Consider the following 18,242-nt stretch of genomic DNA (forward strand, 5'->3'; position numbering starts at 1 on the left):
TTATCGACGGGTGCTGCCCGGAAACTTCTGCTCTTGAAAATCGTTGGCGATAGCAGTCATTTCTTCTTCCGAAAGGGTGCCAAACAGACTCATATTGTTGGAACCCATCATCCACTGAAAGGAGTTATAGGGTGGGCCGATATACATCAGTGCTTCCGAGCCATCCGCCAGCTTAACGGTGCTCATATCACGAAGCATGGCCCCTTCAATTTTCTCCCCAGGCATGACATAGACATAATCAAACTGGATAATCTCATCCTCTATGCTCTTGCCTTCACTGGTATATTGAACTCTCATTTGTGTGGACTCATAATAATCGTCTGGATTCACAGGGTTTTCAGTATCAAGCACGAGTTCGAATTTGACCTTGTTGAATCTCTCGGGAATGGCATTGGATAACAGAAAGTCACCCATGAACCCTTCGCGTGCAATCTCTTCCGTAACAAGTACTGGACGAAACAGATGGCTCGATAACTCATACGAAGGTGTATTAAGAGCTTCTTCTTCTTGTACTTTAAGAATGTCGTCTAAGCTGGTTTCCGGTGGTGGAGGCGTTTTGGCTGTTGACGGATGAGCCCCCAGTTGGGTCGTGCGATCCTCAATGATAATGGATTTCATGCCATTGCCCCAATCCTTGATGGATTGCACAAAAGGGGATACCGCTTGCGTACCGGACGGCAGGCTGAAAATAACGGCTCCGATGGTCACGGACGCAGCTACGACAACTGAAAGTCGTAAGGTACGTATTCTTTTTTTACGTAAACCGATTCTGTTAATTTCCCTGTGTACCTTCTGCCAGGATTGCTGCATGGATTCGGTATGGGAGGCGGAAGGAGCAGAGACGGCCTGATGGAAAGCTTCATCAAAAGCCAGGTCAAACGCAGCGTCGAAATATTCGTCTTCCAGCTCTGAATCGAATCGCTCCACGTGCTTATCGGACTTGCCTTTGCTCAATGCTTCCACCCCATTCCTTATGTAATTTCTTCTTGATACTGCCACGGGCTCTGAACAAACGTTGCTTCACAATGTCTTCGGAGGTATCCAGCAGTTCGGCCATCTCTCGGTAAGAGAGACCTTTTTTCCACCGTAACTCCACCAGTACACGATATTCCGGTTTGAGCTGTCCGAGATAATATTCAATGGACTCTTCCATCATCTGCGTTTCTACCATGCTTTCCACGGAAGCTGCCGTCTGATTCATCGTCTCCATATCTATAAAAACACTATCCGTATCCAATTGGTTACGGTTATTTTTATTTTTTCTCAGATAATTAATAGCTGTGTTCCGTGTGACAACCTTGAGCCAGGCTTTCAGTTTGACCTCGTCTTCAAAGATGGGTTTGTTTTTAATGATTTTGATAAAAGCTTCCTGAATAATATCTTCTGCTGCAGCACGCTCCTTGATGATATAAACGATAAGACCATGTACCATATTATAATATTCATAATACACTTCTTCTTGAAGTGCAGAGCCTAAATTATGGAAATCTGAGGCTAGTAATAACTGAAGCCGATTGGCCATGATGTTCTCCTTTCTGGTGAACAATCCACAAACATTGGTATCATTACATTTTACAACATAATATGGAAACGATACAATGGGAGGTTGCTCCGGGGAAAACCAGATGAGGGAAGTGTATATAACATGCGGGAAAGTTTGCTGAAAATTAATAAAAGGCCGTCTCGCCAACCATGAAAACATGGTTGCAAGACAGCCTTTTCGACTATTCAGAAAAATACATTAAGAGAGATAACTCTCCGTAATCTGTTAGAATGCCCAGTCTCCCTTAAGGAAGATGGCTTCACGTTCGCCGTTTGCTGTGATACCGTAGATGTCCATCTCGGGTGAGCCCATCATGAAGTCCACATGAGTGATACTGGTGTTCATGCCACGGGCTGCAAGTTCTTCCGGAGACATCGTTTTGCCACCTTCGATATTAAATGCATAGGAACTGCCAATCGCAAGATGGCAAGACGCATTCTCATCATACAATGTAGTGTAATACAGGATACCACTCTCAGAGATCGGTGAATGGAAGGGAACCAAAGCGACTTCGCCGAGGTAATGAGATCCTTCATCCATGGAAATGAGTCTTTCCAGCATATCCTGACCTTCTTCAGCATGAAAATCAATGATACGTCCGTTCTCAAATGTGAGTGAAAAACGATCAATGATACTGCCGCCATAACTGAGTGGTTTGGTGCTGGACACCTTGCCGTTAACACCGTGCTTGGCTGGAGCAGTGAATACTTCCTCTGTCGGGATATTGGCGACAAAAGGGGTGCCTTGCTCATTCACGCTACCAGCCTGCGCCCAGATATGACCTTCTGGAAGCTCGACAGTAAGATCCGTCCCTGGGGAGAGGAAGTGCAATGCTTGATACTTCTTGTTGTTCAGGGCAACGGCTTTGGTCTCCAGTCGTTCAATATGCTGTTCCCAAGCCGCTACAGGGTCCTCCAGATCGGCTCTCACCGCAGCAAAAATGGCTTCCCACAGCTGGCTAACCTGCTCGGCTGCCGGGAGATCCGGGAATACTTTGGCTGCCCAATCGGGGGAAGGACAAGCCACACCCGTCCAGCTCATTTTATCCGCCTGTTGATACTGACGGTACTTGGCCATAGCCTGACCAAATGTACGCTGATGGGTCGAGATCCGCTCCGGGTCAATACCTTTCATCAGGTCTGGGCTGGATGACAATACGGTCAGAAAGGCTGCATTATTGGCCGCCAGTTCTTCAAGCTCCGCTGCCTGCCATTTCGGCGGCTCTTGGAAGGATTCCTCAGGGGCCATCTCAAACCGCAATCGATTGACGGTTTCATCTCCGTATTTTACAATCACCTGCTTGGCGCCAGCTTCATATCCCTTGCGTACCAGCAAACGTACGAATTCAGCGGTATCAATCATCGCAGAGATGACAAATACTTGTCCTGGTTGCACGTTAGCACCTACTCTTACAGCCAGTTCAGCGTAACGATCCAGTTTTTGTTCAAAACTTAACATATGAGTTCCCTCCAATTGTTGAATTTTTGACCTGATGACGCAGGAAAAGAGAGGAGTAATCTCCTCTCTCCTAAATCACATCAAACGGTTATTAAAACGCCCAGTTTCCTTGCAGGAAGATCGGCTCTTCCGCGCCTTCGGAGGTCACGCCGTGGATGTTCATTTCTCCAGATCCAATCATGAAGTCTACATGAGTGAGACTGGAGTTCATGCCACGTTCAATCAGCTCTTCTTTGGACATCGTTTTACCACCTTCCAGACAGAAGGCATAGGCATTACCAATCGCCAAATGGTTGGAGGCATTTTCATCAAACAAAGTATTGTAGAACAAAATATTGGTATCGGAAATTGGGGACTGATGTGGAACGAGGGCTACTTCACCCAGATAGTGTGCGCCATCATCTATCTCGATCAGGTTTTTGAGTGCATCGAGACCTTGATCGGCGGTATAGTCAACAATTCGGCCGTTCTCGAATGTTAGTGAGAAACCGTCAATCAGGTTGCCGCCGTAGCTCAGTGGTTTCGTGCTGCGCACTGTACCGTTAACACCCGTTTTCAGCGGAGCCGTGAATACTTCTTCGGTAGGCATATTGGCAATAAAGACATGTCCTTGCTCATTCACACTTCCACCGGATACCCAGATATGGCCTTCTGGAAGTTCAATGGTCAAGTCTGTGCCTGGAGCAGTATAGTGAAGCTTCTTGTATTTCTTGTTGTTCAGCAGATCAGCGCGGGAATCCAGGTTTTGCAAATGGGTTTTCCATTCGGCAACAGCATCCTGTTCACCGATCCGTACTGTTTTGAAAATGACATCCCACAGGCGGTCCACTTGTTGCGCTTCCGGCAGATCCGGGAAACACTTTAGCTGCCCATTCAGGAGAAGGAACGGCCACGATAGACCAGCTGAATTTGTCAGCCATTTGATAAGAACGATATTTTTCGAGCGCTTTGCCGCGCACTTTTTGGCTAGTAATAATGCGTTCCTGGGCTACACCGTTCAGCAGATCCGGATTTTCAGCGATGACGTGCAGAATAGCAGCACCTTCTTCAACCAGTTCAGTCATTTCAGCTGCAAACCATTTCGGTTCAATGGAGAAGGCTTCATCAGGTGCAAGATCGTAATGAAGACGTGTAACGGTTTCATCGCTCCAGTTTACTTTGACCAATTTCGCACCTTTACCGTAAGCTGCTTTGACAATCAGTCGTACAAAATGTGCTGCCGAGATTGGAGCGTTAACCACGAGTGTCTGTCCAGGATGGACATTGACACCGACTTGTACAGCCAGTTCAGCATATTGCTGCAGATTCGTTTCAAAAGTATTCATGCTATTTTTTCCTCCAATGTGATAATAATATCGTAGCTTGTTGGCTATTATAGTCCTCATTACAACTATGTAAGGACTCAGAATGGTTCCTTCATTGAATAAGGTATACGTTGCTACGTTATATATTGTACAATTAACCAATAATAATTACCAAACTAGGTTTACCAGAAATGTTGGAGACCGACTGTAGATGAAAGATTAAAGGAGAGAATGATTGTGAATATTGAAATTATAAGTGCTGAAATGCGCCGTGAAGGTGAAAAAGGATACGTGGGAAATACCGTTTACCGCACAGAAGGCGAAAAGTCAGTATATGAGATTACCTTCATGAGCAAGAACGGAAAAGATTGGGACTATAGCTTGCATTTCACGGAGCAATCTGGTGATGAAGAAGAGTTACTGCGTATGGACGAGTTGCTTGAAAATGATGACGATCTGTACAATCAATTGCTCGATGCTGCTTTGGAGGCATTTCCGGCTTAACTAGCCGAGATGTTCTTGTTCTATTGTGTTGTGTCGATGACTATACTAGACGGTGTATGCCCGAAACAGGGTGTATACCGTCTATTTTATTGGAAATGTTGAATAGATAATCCAGAAAAGGGAAGTCTACGAGATGAATGGAACCAGAGAGACAATCCGCCTAATGGGAGGTAACCGTGAATGGCATCTGACAATCTGATTACAGAAGGGTTGACGGGACTTGAAGAAGTCGCGCCCGATATTCTCAGTCTACGTACACTATTCGTTAATGTCGTGTTCATCGGAGAGCCAGGAAGCAGGAACTGGGTCCTCGTGGACACCGGAATGGCGAGGTTCACAGATCATATTGTTCAGGTTGCAACAGAACGATTTCAAGGTCCGCCGTCTGCGATCATATTGACGCATGGTCACTTCGACCATGTAGGAACCGTTATTGAGCTGGAACAATTCTGGGGTGTGCCAGTGTATGCTCATCCGCTTGAAATTCCGTATTTAACGGGATTAAAAGATTACCCGCCAGCGGACCCTTCTGTAGGTGGAGGTTTAATGTCCAGGTTGTCATTCGCTTATCCTAATGAGGCAATCAATCTGGATGATCGGATATTCAGTTTACCCAAAGATCATTCCGTTCCAGGTCTATCAGGATGGGAGTGGGTGCACACGCCAGGTCATACGCCTGGACATGTGTCGCTGTTTCGGGAAGCAGACCGTTTGTTAATTGCGGGAGACGCAATCATCACAGTGAAGCAGGAGTCGCTGTGGAGTGTGTTGCTTCAGGACAAACAGTTGCATGGCCCACCATCTTATTTCACAACAGATTGGCAGGCTGCTCATCAATCTGTCCAGCATATAAGGCATCTGGAGCCGAAACTTGCGATTACCGGGCATGGGCATGCCTTGAGCGGAGATATGCTGAGTGAATCCCTGAAGCGGCTTGATCTGGACTTTGAAGAGAGCACTGTGCCGGATCATGGCAAATATGTGGATTAATTGAACCATCATATGAAAGACAGCAGAGACAGCCGTAACGTATTACAGCTGTCTTTTTTCTGCCTTTTTTGTGTTTCTATCATGAATTTGTTCTCTATCATAGATTGGTATTTTGCGCTCGGGCATGATATAGTCGAGCCGTATAATATAACCTTAGTATGCAGGAGGTACATATAACGATGACACAACAAAATGCAGCATTTGAAGAACAATTTGGAGGGATTCCGGCCGTTTGGCTTCGTTTTAATCAATTTGAAGCGGCGGTTATTCCAAGCGTGGGTGCCAACCTCGTCGCTTTCCGTGATACAGAAAAGGGATTCCGTTTCTTGAGAGAGCCGGATCAGGATCAAATGGATGAGTTTATGGCTGCACCTGCGGTCTATGGAATTCCAATTCTTTCTCCACCGAACCGTTATGAGGATGGACGTTTCCCCTGGAATGGTAAAGTTTATCAGTTGCCTGTGAACGAACCGGCTACAGGTAACCATTTGCATGGATTTTTGCATGATACCGAGTGGAAGGTTGAGGGATATGGTTCTGATCAGCTGGAGAGCTATGTGTTGCTTAGCCAGGACGTGAAAGAAGGGCATACATTCCATCAGTACCTGCCGTTTACGTTCACAGTGACACTCCGTTATTCTTTGAGTAGCCAAGGACTTCAACAACAATTGATCGTCCGCAACAACGGGACTGAATATATGCCGAATTTGTTTGCATTCCACACGGCGATTGCTGTACCTTTTGCACCGGACAGTCAGGCCTCGGATTACACGGCCAAAGTTACAATTGGACAACGTCGTGAATTGAATGAGCGTTCTCTGCCAACAGGACAATTTCAACCGCTTACACCTGAGGAAGAACAATTGAAAAAAGACGGGGTTAGTCCGTTCTTTGCTGCCATGGATAATCATTACACTGCGGAGCCGCAGAATGGACGTAACTATATGGAACTTACGGATCACCGTACTGGAGACAAACTGGTATATGATGTGGGTACATCGTACAAGCACTGGATGATCTGGAATAATAACATGGGTGGCGAATTCTTCTGCCCTGAACCACAGATGAACCTGGTTAATGCTCCCAATGTTGAAGGCATTCCGGCAGAAGAAATCGGATTGATCGGTCTGGAACCAGGTGAACTATTCGAACAGAGCAGCCGACTGTATCCAATTGCGTCACAAAAATAATTCACGCTCATTTTGCGCTACGCTTACAATTTTGTCGAAAAGGTGAAAACCTGCTCGTAAATCATGTATAATATGACGAGATACACAAGCTTTGTAGAGACCCAAACCATCTTTTTGGAGGAGGACAAGCAAGTGGAATACCGCATTGAGAGAGATACGTTAGGCGAAATGAAAGTACCAGCCGACAGGCTGTGGGGAGCTCAGACGCAGCGCAGCAAGGAGAACTTCCCGATTGGCAGTGAACATATGCCGATGGAAGTTATCCGTGCCCTTGCCATTTTGAAAAAAAGTGCTGCGGCCAGTAACCATAAATTAGGTAAATTATCTGCGGCTAAGTCCGATGCTATTGCTTATGCAGCAGACGAGATCATTGCAGGCCGAATTGATGACCATTTCCCACTGGTAGTATGGCAGACGGGAAGCGGAACGCAATCCAATATGAACGTGAACGAAGTGATTGCCAATCTGGGGAACCAACTGCTGGAGCAAAAGGGCAAGGAAGAGCGTCTGCATCCAAATGATGACGTGAATATGTCCCAGAGCTCCAACGATACATTCCCAACGGCTCTGCATGTCGCAGGTGTTCTGGCTGTTGAGGATCAACTCTTGCCGGCCATTGCGGTATTAAAAGCCACTTTTGCAGACAAGTCGGAGGCATTCAAGGATATTATCAAGATTGGACGTACCCACCTCCAGGATGCAACACCAATTACCCTTGGCCAGGAGATTAGTGGTTGGGAAGCCATGCTGGGCAAGAGTGAGCGTATGATCCGTGAAAGCGTACAGTATCTGAAGGAGCTTGCAATCGGCGGTACAGCTGTCGGAACGGGCATTAATGCACATCCGGACTTTGGGGACTTCACTGCCAAGGAGATTGGCAAACATACCGGGAAAGATTTTGTATCTGCACTAAACAAATTCCACGCACTTACAAGTCATGATGAAGTTGTGTATGCGCACGGTGCGGTTAAAGCGCTTGCAGCTGATTTGATGAAAATTGCCAATGATGTCCGCTGGTTGGCCAGTGGTCCTCGTAGTGGATTGGGCGAGATCCGTATTCCTGAGAATGAGCCAGGCAGCTCCATTATGCCAGGTAAAGTCAACCCAACTCAGAGCGAGGCCATTACTATGGTGGTTACGCAGGTCATGGGTAATGATGCAGCGATTGGTTTCGCGGCAAGTCAGGGTAATTTTGAACTCAATGTATTCAAACCGGTTATCATCTATAACTTCTTGCAATCCGTGCAACTCCTGGCGGACTCCATTATTGCGTTTAATGACAAGTGTGCCGTAGGCATTGAGCCTAATCTGGATCAGATTGAACATAATCTGAACAACTCGCTTATGCTGGTTACAGCGCTCAATCCGCATATTGGTTATGAGAATGCAGCCAAAATTGCGAAGCTCGCACATAAAGAAGGCTTGTCTTTGAAACAGGCGACGTTACAAACGGGCCTGCTTACCGAAGAGCAATTTGATCAATATGTCGATCCAGCCAAAATGATCGCTCCAAAGGCCTAAAATCAGCCATAATGAGCAATATAGATCACTGAAGAGGACGACCTGCACAAGCAGGTCGTTTTTCTTATGATTACCGATGAACTTAAAGCTTGTCAGACTATACGTATACATATAAACTACATATGCACCAGTTTTAATTTAATTATGGGATTCGTATATATTTGGAGGTTTCCGCGTTGTCAAAAACGAGAAGATTTACGATACGCTCCAAAATTTTATTGGGCTATCTTGTGGTTGTGCTTTTGTTTGGAGCTGTTCTGCTAGTGCTTACGGCCCAAATTAATGTGTTACAGAAGGAAAATGATTTTATCTCCCATCATGATCTGGAAGTACATAATCTGACCAACGCGATTGAAAAAAATGTCTTGAACATGGAGACAGGACAGCGTGGATTCATGATTACAGGCAATGAAAGTTACTTGGAGCCTTATTCCCAAGGCCTATCCCAGTGGAGTTCCAACTATGATCAATTGAATGCTCTCATTAGCGATAATCCTTCACAGCAGCAGAGTCTGCAAAGCATCAAAGCTCATATTACACGCTGGATTGAGATTGCTGGGGAGCCGTCGGTGGACTTGAAAAAGCAAGGGGATCAAGCGAAAGTAGTTGCGTTCTTCGAATCTGATCCGGGTAAAACTGAAATTGATCTACTGCGCTCTCAACTTACAACCTTCCGTAACACAGAGATCGCTCTGACCGAGGCAAGGGTTACTGAACTTGCCAGACGCAGTTCCACACTGCTGACGATTATGTACACGCTGTGGGGTATTATTGCAGCATTATCCATTGCAGCTGCGATTGTGATATCAGGAAATATCGTCAAAACGTTGCGAGATGTTATGCAAACCATCAGTGATATCTCCAAAGGTGGAAACCTGAAGCAGCGAATTCAGGTGCGCACACATGATGAAGTGGGAGACCTGGGCCACGAAACCAACAAATTACTGGATGAAGTACAGGAACAGAATCGGGTCAAGGACCAGATCACAGGGATTGCCACACTCTTACAGAACCCGACCAATATGGAAGGATTGTCCCGCTTGTTCCTGAACGAGCTAGCCGTGTTGTTTGAAGTTCCCTATAGCGTCTTATATTATTGGAAAGACAATCGACTGCTGCGCGTGGCTGCATATGCTGGGGATGGAGAGAAAGAACGTTCGCTCGGTAAAGTGTCGCTTGCCCCGGGTGAGGGACTTGTAGGTCAAAGTGCTGTGGAGAAGCGAATTTTACGCATGAATGATCTGCCCCAGAACTATATCCGAATCTCTTCGGGTCTCGGGTATACATCTGCCACATCAATTACTGTAGTCCCGGTCCTGTTCGAAGGCAGAACGATTGCGGTAATCGAGCTTGCTTCAATGAAGCCGTTGCAAGAGAATGATATGAAGCTGATGAAAGAACTGACGGATATTTTTAGTGTTTCACTACACTCGACCGTCACTCGTATGGAATTACAGCAATTATATGATGAGTCACAAGTTCTGAATGAAGAATTACAGGCACAATCGGAGAAACTTCAGGCTCAGACCGAAGAGATGCTGTCTCAGACGGAGGAACTGCAAATGCAGACCGAAGAGCTTCATATGCTTAATGATCGCCTGGAAATACAGAAGAGTGCTGCTGAGACATCAGCTAATGAACTTGCAGTTGTGGCAGATCAGTTACGAACAAGCTCGGGGTACAAATCCGAATTCTTGGCGAACATGTCCCATGAACTGCGGACACCTCTTAACAGCATGTTGATTTTATCCGAAATCTTGTCTGAAAATAAAAATCAACACTTGAATAGTGAAGAGCAGAACTATGCTTCAGTCATTCACAAATCAGGTAAAGACCTGCTGAATCTGATCAATGATATTCTGGATCTATCCAAGGTGGAAGCCGGACAGATGGAAGTGGATTTCGATGATGTCTATCTGGGTAGTCTGCCAGAAGTCATGAATCAGTATTTCTTGAAAACAGCGGAGCAGAAAAGAATAGATTTCCGAATTCAGCTCCAAAGTCCTTTACCGGAAACCATCGTGACGGATGAGATGAGATTGCACCAGATTCTCCGAAATCTGCTCTCGAACGCATTCAAGTTCACGAGTGAGGGTGAAGTTGCCTTAACCATCTCCAAAATGAGTCTGACTCATCCTGAATTGAAAGACCAAGAGACCGACGTGATTGCTTTCTCCGTCAGTGATACAGGGATTGGCATTGCGGAAAACAAACTTCTTCAGATCTTTGATGCATTCAAACAGGCGGATGGGGCTACGGCACGTAAATATGGCGGAACAGGACTTGGCCTGTCGATCTCTCAATCGCTTGCGACTTTGCTGGGTGGTTCAATCTCGGCAACAAGTCGTGAAGGACATGGCAGTGTGTTCACGCTGTTCCTGCCACTGCGAAGAGATGAACCTGAGACTATGAATGCATCGCGGTTGTTCCTGAATGAGGTGGCTACCACTACACCTGAGGTCAATAAGCTTCCTTCCATAACTTCCGAACAATCTGATGTTTTATTGACACCTCTGGAAGAATCTTTGCTCAGTGGTCGTCAAGTACTTGTCGTTGATGATGATATACGAAATGTATATGCGCTGGCTAACGCTCTTGAGCAATACGGCATGAATGTCATCTCAGCTCAGAATGGGTACGAATGTCTGGAATTGTTGGAGCGTGGAGGAGTCAAGCCTGATATCATCATGATGGATATTATGATGCCGGAACTGGATGGTTATGAGACGACTCGCCAGATCCGTGAACGGCTTGGCATGACCCAGCTTCCGATTATTGCTCTGACAGCCAAGGCCATGAAAGAGGATCGGGAGAAATGTATTGCAGCAGGCGCTTCGGACTATCTCAGCAAACCGCTGAATATCAAAGATGTGTTATCCCGTATGAAATTATGGATGAATCACGAAACCATGGAAATCTGATCGTAGTTGAACTAAAAGTTATTTACACTGACACTACGATGACAGAACAACCCTCCAATTGTTGTATGTGGATCGTAGTAAACATTAAAATAAAACCTATGCCGATTACAGGAAAGTGCGCTGTAATTAGGTCATAGGTTTTATTTTTTTTGTCGTGTAAGCTTTATTCAGAAAAATGATGTTATAATACTTAACAATAAATAAAAGTTGAACGCATAAATATGGATTTAATTAGAAAAATAATGCGAAATTTAGTTTCGTTAACCAGAATGACATAACATTGTGTTATATATATGGGAGGTATTGTCCATGCAACTTACGGTTAAAGAGGCTTTACAGGTGTACCCGTTGTCAGAGGCCAAACTGGTTGCGGGTGGAGAAGGGACTTCACGGATGATGAAATCCGTTAACGTCATGGACGCTCCTGATATCGCGGATTGGATCAAATCCGGAGAAATGTTGTTCACCACCGCTTTTATTATGAAAGACAGTGAGACGGATGCACTACGTTTGATGCGACGTTTGAATGAACGCGGCTGTGCAGGACTCGGCATCAAGCTGGGACGTTTCTGGCAGTCCATTCCCCAAGGTATTGTCGAGGAAGCTGATCGGCTTCGTTTGCCGCTGCTTGAGCTCCCCTTTCAATTCACCTTCTCGGACCAGATGAATGCCTTGTTCAAAGCTGAACATGAACGTAGCAACCGATTGCTGCATGAGGTTGTGCAAAAACAGAAAAAATTAATGCAGTTTGCACTGCAACAGCAGCCACATCGGAATGTGTTTGCCGAACTTGCCACGGTGCTGAACTATCCGCTTGCCGTAATTGGTTCACGTGGGCATGTACTGTATGGTAGTGAAAGCATTGCAGGGGATGCTGTAACCCAAGGCTGGCCTTGGAAATCCGTCATGCACCGAGTGAAATGGAATCAGGGAAGTTGTCATCGCGTACCCATCAAGCAAAATGATGAAGAATACGGATCGTTGCTTGTGTTTACCGATTCAGCCTTATCACTTAGAGCGGAGGAAGAGCTGTTCCAACAGGCTGCGGATGTACTGGCATTTTATATGGATATGACTTATCGCGAGCATATTAATCCAACTGTGCAAGATGAGATGCGTACACTGCTTTCACAGTATCTGGATAACAAAATGACCATCCAAGAATTGACCACTTTGAGTGAAAACAAAGGTGTACATCTGTTCCAGGGTACCTATCAGTGCGTATTGATTACACTTGAGCCGACTCTGTTTGCCGAGGGAAAGCTGCTTAAACAGATTCATCGTGAATTACAATACAATCCGCTGATGCAATTCACGGCCTCACAGCATTTTCAGATTGAGGATGGCATTCTGTCCATCTACACCTGTCCAACAGGGCGAGATTATGGAGAGGAGCTGTCAAGTTTTCTCTTGAGCCGTTTCGGTGATGTTCTGGCAGCGCAAGAAGCGAAAGGAGCACCGGCTCCGCGTTTCTGGATCAGCAAAATGAAACATGAACCCAAATCGCTCCGTGAAGCATACCAAGAGTGTCTGGATACACGACAACTGGCTCGTCGGTTCGGAATGAAAGACCGTGCGTTACAATTTGAAATGCTCGAATTTGCCTATGTGTTCCAACACGTACCGGATAACATTATGGAGAATTACTGCAATAAAGTACTTGAACCATTACTTGCCAGGGATGGTGATCCCAATCAAGTGCTGATGAATACATTGGAGTCCTTTATCGAGAATGATGGGCTGATCAATGAAGCTGCCAAGCAGCTGTTTGTTCATCGCAACACGGTCACTTATCGGATGGAGAAAGTCGGTAGCTTGCTGCAAATGGACTTTAAGAAAACGAATGATCTGCTTAAATTAAAGCTGGTATTTACCTTCCGCAAGTTCGTGCGGGACAAAGCAGCTGCAAGACCACACAATGTCCAACTCTAGACCGCACATTGTGCAACATGACAATGCTACCCGGTCAGACCCCCGAGGACCGCATTCCCTTGATGGAATGCGGTTCTTTCATGTTTAAGGGCAACAAAAGCTGATCTTCCCGTGCACAGCAAACAAATCACAACTCTGATGTTATGTTATATTACAAAATTGCGTAAATATTGTTGTCGCGACACTGAACGACACTTAGAATGAAGAACAATAATCCACAACAGACCGGAGGTTCTAACATGAGCGACTTAATTAAACTTGTTAACAACTGGTCTATCACACAGTTTGTGCATACGTTTGGCGGCTTATTTGAGGAATCACCATGGGTAGCTGAGCGTGCCGGGCTTTTACGACCTTTCGATTCATTTGAACAGATGATGAAAGTGATGAAAAACGTGGTTCAGGCATCGGATGACCAGGTGAAGTTGCAGTTGCTTCGAAATCACCCGGATCTTGGAGCGCGAATCAGCATGAGCAGCAACTCCGTTCAGGAGCAAGCTGGTGCAGGGCTTGATTCACTCTCACAAGAGCAATACAACGAACTTCAACAATTAAACAAAGCATATACAAGCCAATTTGGCTTTCCTTTCATATTGGCCGTAAAAGGCCATACCGCAAGCTCCATCCTCGAATCCATGAGGCAACGTCATCGCCGAGGCAGGGAAGGAGAATTCGAGACTGCATTGAAGGAAGTATTCAAGATCGCGGGCATTCGTTTGGAGCAGTGGCTTGCACAGATCGGTCATGAGCATGAGTTCGTGAGCAAGCCAACCGCAGTGCAGCAGCGGACCATGTATTACGGCAAAGGTGATGTGTGGATGTACCGTTCCTACGCCAAACCGTTGACGGGTATACAGTCCATTCCGGAATCTCCGTTCATGGGACGTAGCAATATTCTGTTTGGATTGAACATCAAGGTGGCTGTGCAGGGGGATGAATTCTTGCCTTCTTTTGCAGAAGGGGACAATTCGCTTGTGGTCGCAACCGATTCAATGAAAAATTTCATTCTCACACATGCAGCGGATTACACAGGGGCAACGGTGGAAGGATTTCTTGCGCTGGTAAGTCGGCGTTTCCTGGAGACGTATCCGCAGATGAGCAAGGTTCAGATGACAGCAGATCAGATTCCTTTTGAAGATATACCCATTGGATTAGAAGGAAGTTATCGACCGAGTGCGCTCGTATTTCGTTATTCGCAGAATGATCGTGCGACAGCTGCCGTGGAAGCAGAACGAACAGGAGACTCGATTAAACTCAGCAACCATTTCAGTGGTGTAGCCGATCTGAGACTGATCAAGGTCAAAGGCAGTGAATTTGCCGGATTTATGCAGGATGAATATACCACTCTTCCAGAGACATGGGATCGACCGTTATTTATTTTCCTGAACATCAATTGGCGTTATGAAGATCCGAGAGATGGCATGGACGATCAGCGTGGACGGTATGTAGCGGCGGAACAGGTCAGAGATTTGGCTGCTGCGGTATTTCATGAGTGTCGATCCGCTTCCATTCAACATCTGATTTACCAGATTGGACGAAGGTTGTTAAGTCGATTTGAGCAACTGAGTGAGGTTTCATTTGAATCCAACAATCGGACATGGGAGACAGTGCTGGAGGAAGTGAAAGAGGGAGAAGGCAAAGTGTTTACCGAGCCGAGGCCACCATATGGATTCCAGGGTTTCTCGATGACAAGGGATGATCTGGGAACAGACGGCCATGACTCCGGGAAAGATGGTGACGTCTGATGTCGATATCTGGTGGACGAATTACAACACATGTGCTGGATACATCCAAAGGCGTGCCTGCTACGGGTGTTCGGATCGAGCTGTATACCCTGAAGAGGGATGGAGAACAGGAAAGCAAGACAAAAGTGGCTGAGTCGGTGACCAATACGGATGGGCGTTTGGATGCACCGCTGCTGGATGGAGGCAAGTTGGAGCCAGCCATATATGAGCTTCAATTCCATGTCGAGAGTTATTACGCACAGCGTTCGTTGGAGGAGTTGGGGCAGGCATTATGGACGATTGTTCCGATTCGTTTTGCTGTATCTGATGCCTCAAGCCATTACCATATTCCGTTATTGATTGCTCCAGGAGGTTATAGTACATACCGGGGAAGCTGAACATGCACACATCCGGTTCTGATTCAGGGGGAGGGTCATCCACATGACAATATTTGATACCATCATCCGGGGGGCCCGGGTGGTGCTGAGAGATCGGGTAGAACAACTGGATATTGGCATAACTGGTGAAAAAATAACAGATATATCCACACGGCTGACCGCTGGCGAAGCGACTTGGGTCATAGAAGCTGAGGGCCTTACAGTGATGCCGGGTGTCGTGGACATTCATGTACACTTCAATGAACCTGGACTCGCCAGTTGGGAGGGATTTAGGTCTGGATCGGCATCTCTTGCCGCTGGGGGAATCACGACCTACGTCGATATGCCGCTTAACGGCGTACCTCCAACCACAAAGCCGGAAGCATGGGAGATGAAAAAGAAAGCAGCGGCAGACCAATCGTATGTTGATTATGCCTTTTGGGGAGGTTTGGTTCCCGGCAACCGTGATGAACTTGCTCCACTGTCACGGCTGGGGGCTGCCGGATTCAAGGCATTTATGTCCGAGCCGGGTGGAGATGGGGAAGACATCTTTGCCAGAGCTGATGACCATACATTGCTGGACGGAATGCATGAGCTTGCCAAATTAAACTGTGTGTTGGCACTTCATGCAGAGGACGAAGGCATCGTTGCTGAACTTGCTACGAGAAGCATCGCTGAGGGAAAGACTGAAGCGATGGATTATATCCGGTCCCGTCCTGTGGAAGCTGAAGTCGTCGCGGTTGCCCGAGCGTTGAAATATGGTGAACAGACCGGATGTGCGCTGCATTTTGTGCATATTAGCACCCGGGAAGCACTGGACTTAATTGCAGCGGCTAAACGGCGTGGGCAGGATGTCACTTCGGAGACATGCCCTCATTATCTGACGCTGACCGATCAGGATGTGGTTCGATTGGGTGCTGTAGCAAAATGTGCTCCACCGCTTCGCAGCTCTTCCGAACAGGAGCAGTTATGGGATGCACTGACTTCGGGATTGATTGATGTTATTGCCTCAGACCATTCTCCATGTCCGCCATCCATGAAACAATCTGATAACTTTTTTGAAATCTGGGGCGGTATATCCGGGGCACAAAGCACACTGCTAATCATGCTGGAGGACGGACATCTTCAGCGCAATATCGACCTCCCGTTGCTCGGAAGAGTGCTCTCCCTGCAGCCTGCCAGAAGGCTGGGTCTGGAGCACAAAGGAGAGATTGCGATCGGCAAGGATGCAGATCTGGTCCTGATTGACTGGGAGAGAAGCACAAGCCTGAACACGGAGGATCTGCTCTATACGCATAAACAGAGCCCTTATGTGGGACGTACATTTAACTGTCAGATTGCAGACGTATTCTGTCGTGGGCAGCGCGTCTACAACTCGGAATCCGGGTTATCTCCTGTGCCTTTCGGGCAACACATTGCGGCTTATTCTTCTAGTCCCATCGAAGCGGGAACGGGGGAGACGCCATGACGGAGTCTGGAGTATACCGGTCATCCGGTACAAATAATGCACCTCTTCCTTTGCCAGATGTGGAACAGGTGGAGCTGCAAGCCATGCTTGACTGGCTGTCGACATATGGTGCGGATACACAAGGTGGCGTCACACGACTTTTGTATGACTCGGCTTGGTGTGAAGCACAACACGCCCTCGCAGCCAAGATGCAGGAGAAAGGGCTGTCTCCCGAATTTGACCAGTCCGGTAATCTGTATGGCACACTCAAGAGCGAGGGTAAGGAATCAGCGGTTGGTGCTGAAGAATTACCGATTGTGACCGGATCACATATTGATACTGTGGTGTATGGCGGCAAATATGATGGTGCTTACGGTGTGGTGGCGGGTGTCCTTGCTTTGGAGTATTTGCAGAAGCATTTTGGAGCACCGAAGCGCACACTTCAAGTGGTATCGTTATGCGAAGAAGAGGGAAGTCGATTCCCTTTTGCATATTGGGGTTCACGCAGTATAACAGGAATAACGTCTCTGGAAGATGTAGAGCATCTGAAGGATCAACACGGCGTTACATTTGCACAAGCGATCCGGGATGCGGGTTTTGGAACTGATAGTGCATATAGACCTGCCGCGAAAAATTACGGTGCCTTTATTGAGCTTCACATTGAGCAAGGTCAGGTTCTGGAACGTCTTGGACAATCGATTGGAGTTGTATCCGACATTGTAGGTCAGAAGCGGTTCAGTATTACGGTAAGCGGAGAAGCGAATCACGCGGGGACGACGCCGATGTCCTGGCGCAAGGACGCACTTGCCGGAGCAGCCGAGATGATTGCTGCGGTAAGGAATGTCGCATTGGAAGCAGGAGAACCGCTGGTAGCCACAGTTGGACGAATCACAGCTGATCCGGGTGTTGGGAATGTGGTTGCAGCACGGGCGGTGTTTTCACTGGATATCCGCCATATCCGGCAGGAGAGTATTGATCGCTGCTGGCAGGATATGCTCCGGGCATTTAGTCGTATCGCAGCCGAGCAGCAGCTCGGATTGGATTGGGAAGAGCATCTATCCGTCACACCCATTCCCATGAACGCGCAGATGATCTCAGACATCCAAGATACCTGTGAGCAGGAGCAGTTGTCCTATTGGCTAATGCCAAGCGGTGCGGGACATGATTCGCAGATTTTTCAGCCGGCTTGTCCAACGGCCATGATCTTTGTGCCGAGTCAGGACGGTATCAGTCATAATCCACTTGAATATACAGCTGAGGCAGACCTGCTGCACGGTTTTCGGGTTCTGGTCCGGCTACTCTATAAATACGGTTACGGGAGTTGAATGCAG

At 46.9% G+C, this 18,242-nt stretch carries 13 protein-coding genes and 1 pseudogene; 10 read left to right on the forward strand and 4 right to left on the reverse strand.

Features of this window, described 5'->3' with window-relative positions:
• The 4 genes and pseudogenes from QF049_RS05880 to QF049_RS05895 all read right to left on the reverse strand — a co-directional run bounded on the left by QF049_RS05880 (position 1) and on the right by QF049_RS05895 (position 4,326).
• Positions 1 to 954 carry a hypothetical protein gene (locus tag QF049_RS05880; RefSeq protein WP_307535599.1) on the reverse strand — a complete coding sequence of 318 codons (954 nt, stop codon included), beginning with the start codon at positions 952 to 954 and terminating at the stop codon, positions 1 to 3.
• Positions 932 to 1,522 carry an RNA polymerase sigma factor gene (locus QF049_RS05885; RefSeq protein ID WP_074095416.1) on the reverse strand — a complete coding sequence of 197 codons (591 nt, stop codon included), beginning with the start codon at positions 1,520 to 1,522 and terminating at the stop codon, positions 932 to 934. Before QF049_RS05885 ends, QF049_RS05880 begins: the two co-directional genes overlap by 23 nt.
• Before the next feature lie 246 nt (positions 1,523 to 1,768).
• Complete coding sequence (locus QF049_RS05890) at positions 1,769 to 3,001, reverse strand: aminopeptidase (RefSeq protein WP_307535601.1); 1,233 nt, start codon at positions 2,999 to 3,001, stop codon at positions 1,769 to 1,771.
• A 91-nt stretch (positions 3,002 to 3,092) separates the two neighbouring features.
• Positions 3,093 to 4,326: pseudogene (locus QF049_RS05895) on the reverse strand (aminopeptidase).
• A 210-nt stretch (positions 4,327 to 4,536) separates the two neighbouring features.
• Here QF049_RS05895 and QF049_RS05900 point away from each other — a divergent pair.
• The 10 genes from QF049_RS05900 to QF049_RS05945 all read left to right on the forward strand — a co-directional run bounded on the left by QF049_RS05900 (position 4,537) and on the right by QF049_RS05945 (position 18,236).
• Positions 4,537 to 4,809: a hypothetical protein gene (locus QF049_RS05900; RefSeq protein WP_047843332.1), complete on the forward strand. Its 273-nt coding sequence runs from the start codon at positions 4,537 to 4,539 to the stop codon at positions 4,807 to 4,809.
• Between the two features lie 180 nt (positions 4,810 to 4,989).
• On the forward strand, positions 4,990 to 5,799 hold the full coding sequence (locus QF049_RS05905) for an MBL fold metallo-hydrolase (RefSeq protein WP_036673769.1): 810 nt from the start codon (positions 4,990 to 4,992) through the stop codon (positions 5,797 to 5,799).
• Between the two features lie 179 nt (positions 5,800 to 5,978).
• Complete coding sequence (locus QF049_RS05910; protein ID WP_307535605.1) at positions 5,979 to 6,989, forward strand: aldose 1-epimerase; 1,011 nt, start codon at positions 5,979 to 5,981, stop codon at positions 6,987 to 6,989.
• A 132-nt stretch (positions 6,990 to 7,121) separates the two neighbouring features.
• Entirely contained in the window at positions 7,122 to 8,510 is a 1,389-nt protein-coding gene (gene fumC / locus QF049_RS05915) for a class II fumarate hydratase (RefSeq protein ID WP_307535607.1), read from the forward strand.
• 176 nt (positions 8,511 to 8,686) lie between these two features.
• Positions 8,687 to 11,431: a CHASE3 domain-containing protein gene (locus QF049_RS05920; RefSeq protein ID WP_307535609.1), complete on the forward strand. Its 2,745-nt coding sequence runs from the start codon at positions 8,687 to 8,689 to the stop codon at positions 11,429 to 11,431.
• A 309-nt stretch (positions 11,432 to 11,740) separates the two neighbouring features.
• Positions 11,741 to 13,363, forward strand: coding sequence for a PucR family transcriptional regulator (locus QF049_RS05925; RefSeq protein WP_307535611.1), 1,623 nt, complete (start codon positions 11,741 to 11,743; stop codon positions 13,361 to 13,363).
• 239 nt (positions 13,364 to 13,602) lie between these two features.
• Positions 13,603 to 15,108, forward strand: coding sequence for a factor-independent urate hydroxylase (gene pucL, locus QF049_RS05930; RefSeq protein ID WP_307535613.1), 1,506 nt, complete (start codon positions 13,603 to 13,605; stop codon positions 15,106 to 15,108).
• On the forward strand, positions 15,108 to 15,485 hold the full coding sequence (uraH, locus tag QF049_RS05935) for a hydroxyisourate hydrolase (protein ID WP_307535616.1): 378 nt from the start codon (positions 15,108 to 15,110) through the stop codon (positions 15,483 to 15,485). The genes pucL and uraH overlap by 1 nt, the downstream gene beginning before the upstream one ends.
• A gap of 43 nt (positions 15,486 to 15,528) precedes the next feature.
• Positions 15,529 to 16,932: an allantoinase AllB gene (allB, locus tag QF049_RS05940; RefSeq protein WP_307535618.1), complete on the forward strand. Its 1,404-nt coding sequence runs from the start codon at positions 15,529 to 15,531 to the stop codon at positions 16,930 to 16,932.
• On the forward strand, positions 16,929 to 18,236 hold the full coding sequence (locus tag QF049_RS05945) for a Zn-dependent hydrolase (protein ID WP_307535620.1): 1,308 nt from the start codon (positions 16,929 to 16,931) through the stop codon (positions 18,234 to 18,236). The genes allB and QF049_RS05945 overlap by 4 nt, the downstream gene beginning before the upstream one ends.
• Positions 18,237 to 18,242: the final 6 nt, after the last annotated feature.

Source organism: Paenibacillus sp. W4I10, assembly GCF_030816325.1.
GTDB lineage: Bacteria > Bacillota > Bacilli > Paenibacillales > Paenibacillaceae > Paenibacillus > Paenibacillus amylolyticus_B.

What these genes read in the sequence shown, in the direction of transcription:
- QF049_RS05900 (WP_047843332.1), top strand. Translation starts at nt 4,537, where the DNA reads ATGATTGTGAATATTGAAATTATAAGTGCTGAAATGCGCCGTGAAGGT.
- QF049_RS05945 (WP_307535620.1), top strand. Translation starts at nt 16,929, where the DNA reads ATGACGGAGTCTGGAGTATACCGGTCATCCGGTACAAATAATGCACCT.
- pucL (WP_307535613.1), top strand. Translation starts at nt 13,603, where the DNA reads ATGAGCGACTTAATTAAACTTGTTAACAACTGGTCTATCACACAGTTT.
- uraH (WP_307535616.1), top strand. Translation starts at nt 15,108, where the DNA reads ATGTCGATATCTGGTGGACGAATTACAACACATGTGCTGGATACATCC.
- QF049_RS05925 (WP_307535611.1), top strand. Translation starts at nt 11,741, where the DNA reads ATGCAACTTACGGTTAAAGAGGCTTTACAGGTGTACCCGTTGTCAGAG.
- QF049_RS05905 (WP_036673769.1), top strand. Translation starts at nt 4,990, where the DNA reads ATGGCATCTGACAATCTGATTACAGAAGGGTTGACGGGACTTGAAGAA.
- QF049_RS05910 (WP_307535605.1), top strand. Translation starts at nt 5,979, where the DNA reads ATGACACAACAAAATGCAGCATTTGAAGAACAATTTGGAGGGATTCCG.
- QF049_RS05885 (WP_074095416.1), bottom strand. Translation starts at nt 1,522, where the DNA reads ATGGCCAATCGGCTTCAGTTATTACTAGCCTCAGATTTCCATAATTTA.
- allB (WP_307535618.1), top strand. Translation starts at nt 15,529, where the DNA reads ATGACAATATTTGATACCATCATCCGGGGGGCCCGGGTGGTGCTGAGA.
- QF049_RS05890 (WP_307535601.1), bottom strand. Translation starts at nt 3,001, where the DNA reads ATGTTAAGTTTTGAACAAAAACTGGATCGTTACGCTGAACTGGCTGTA.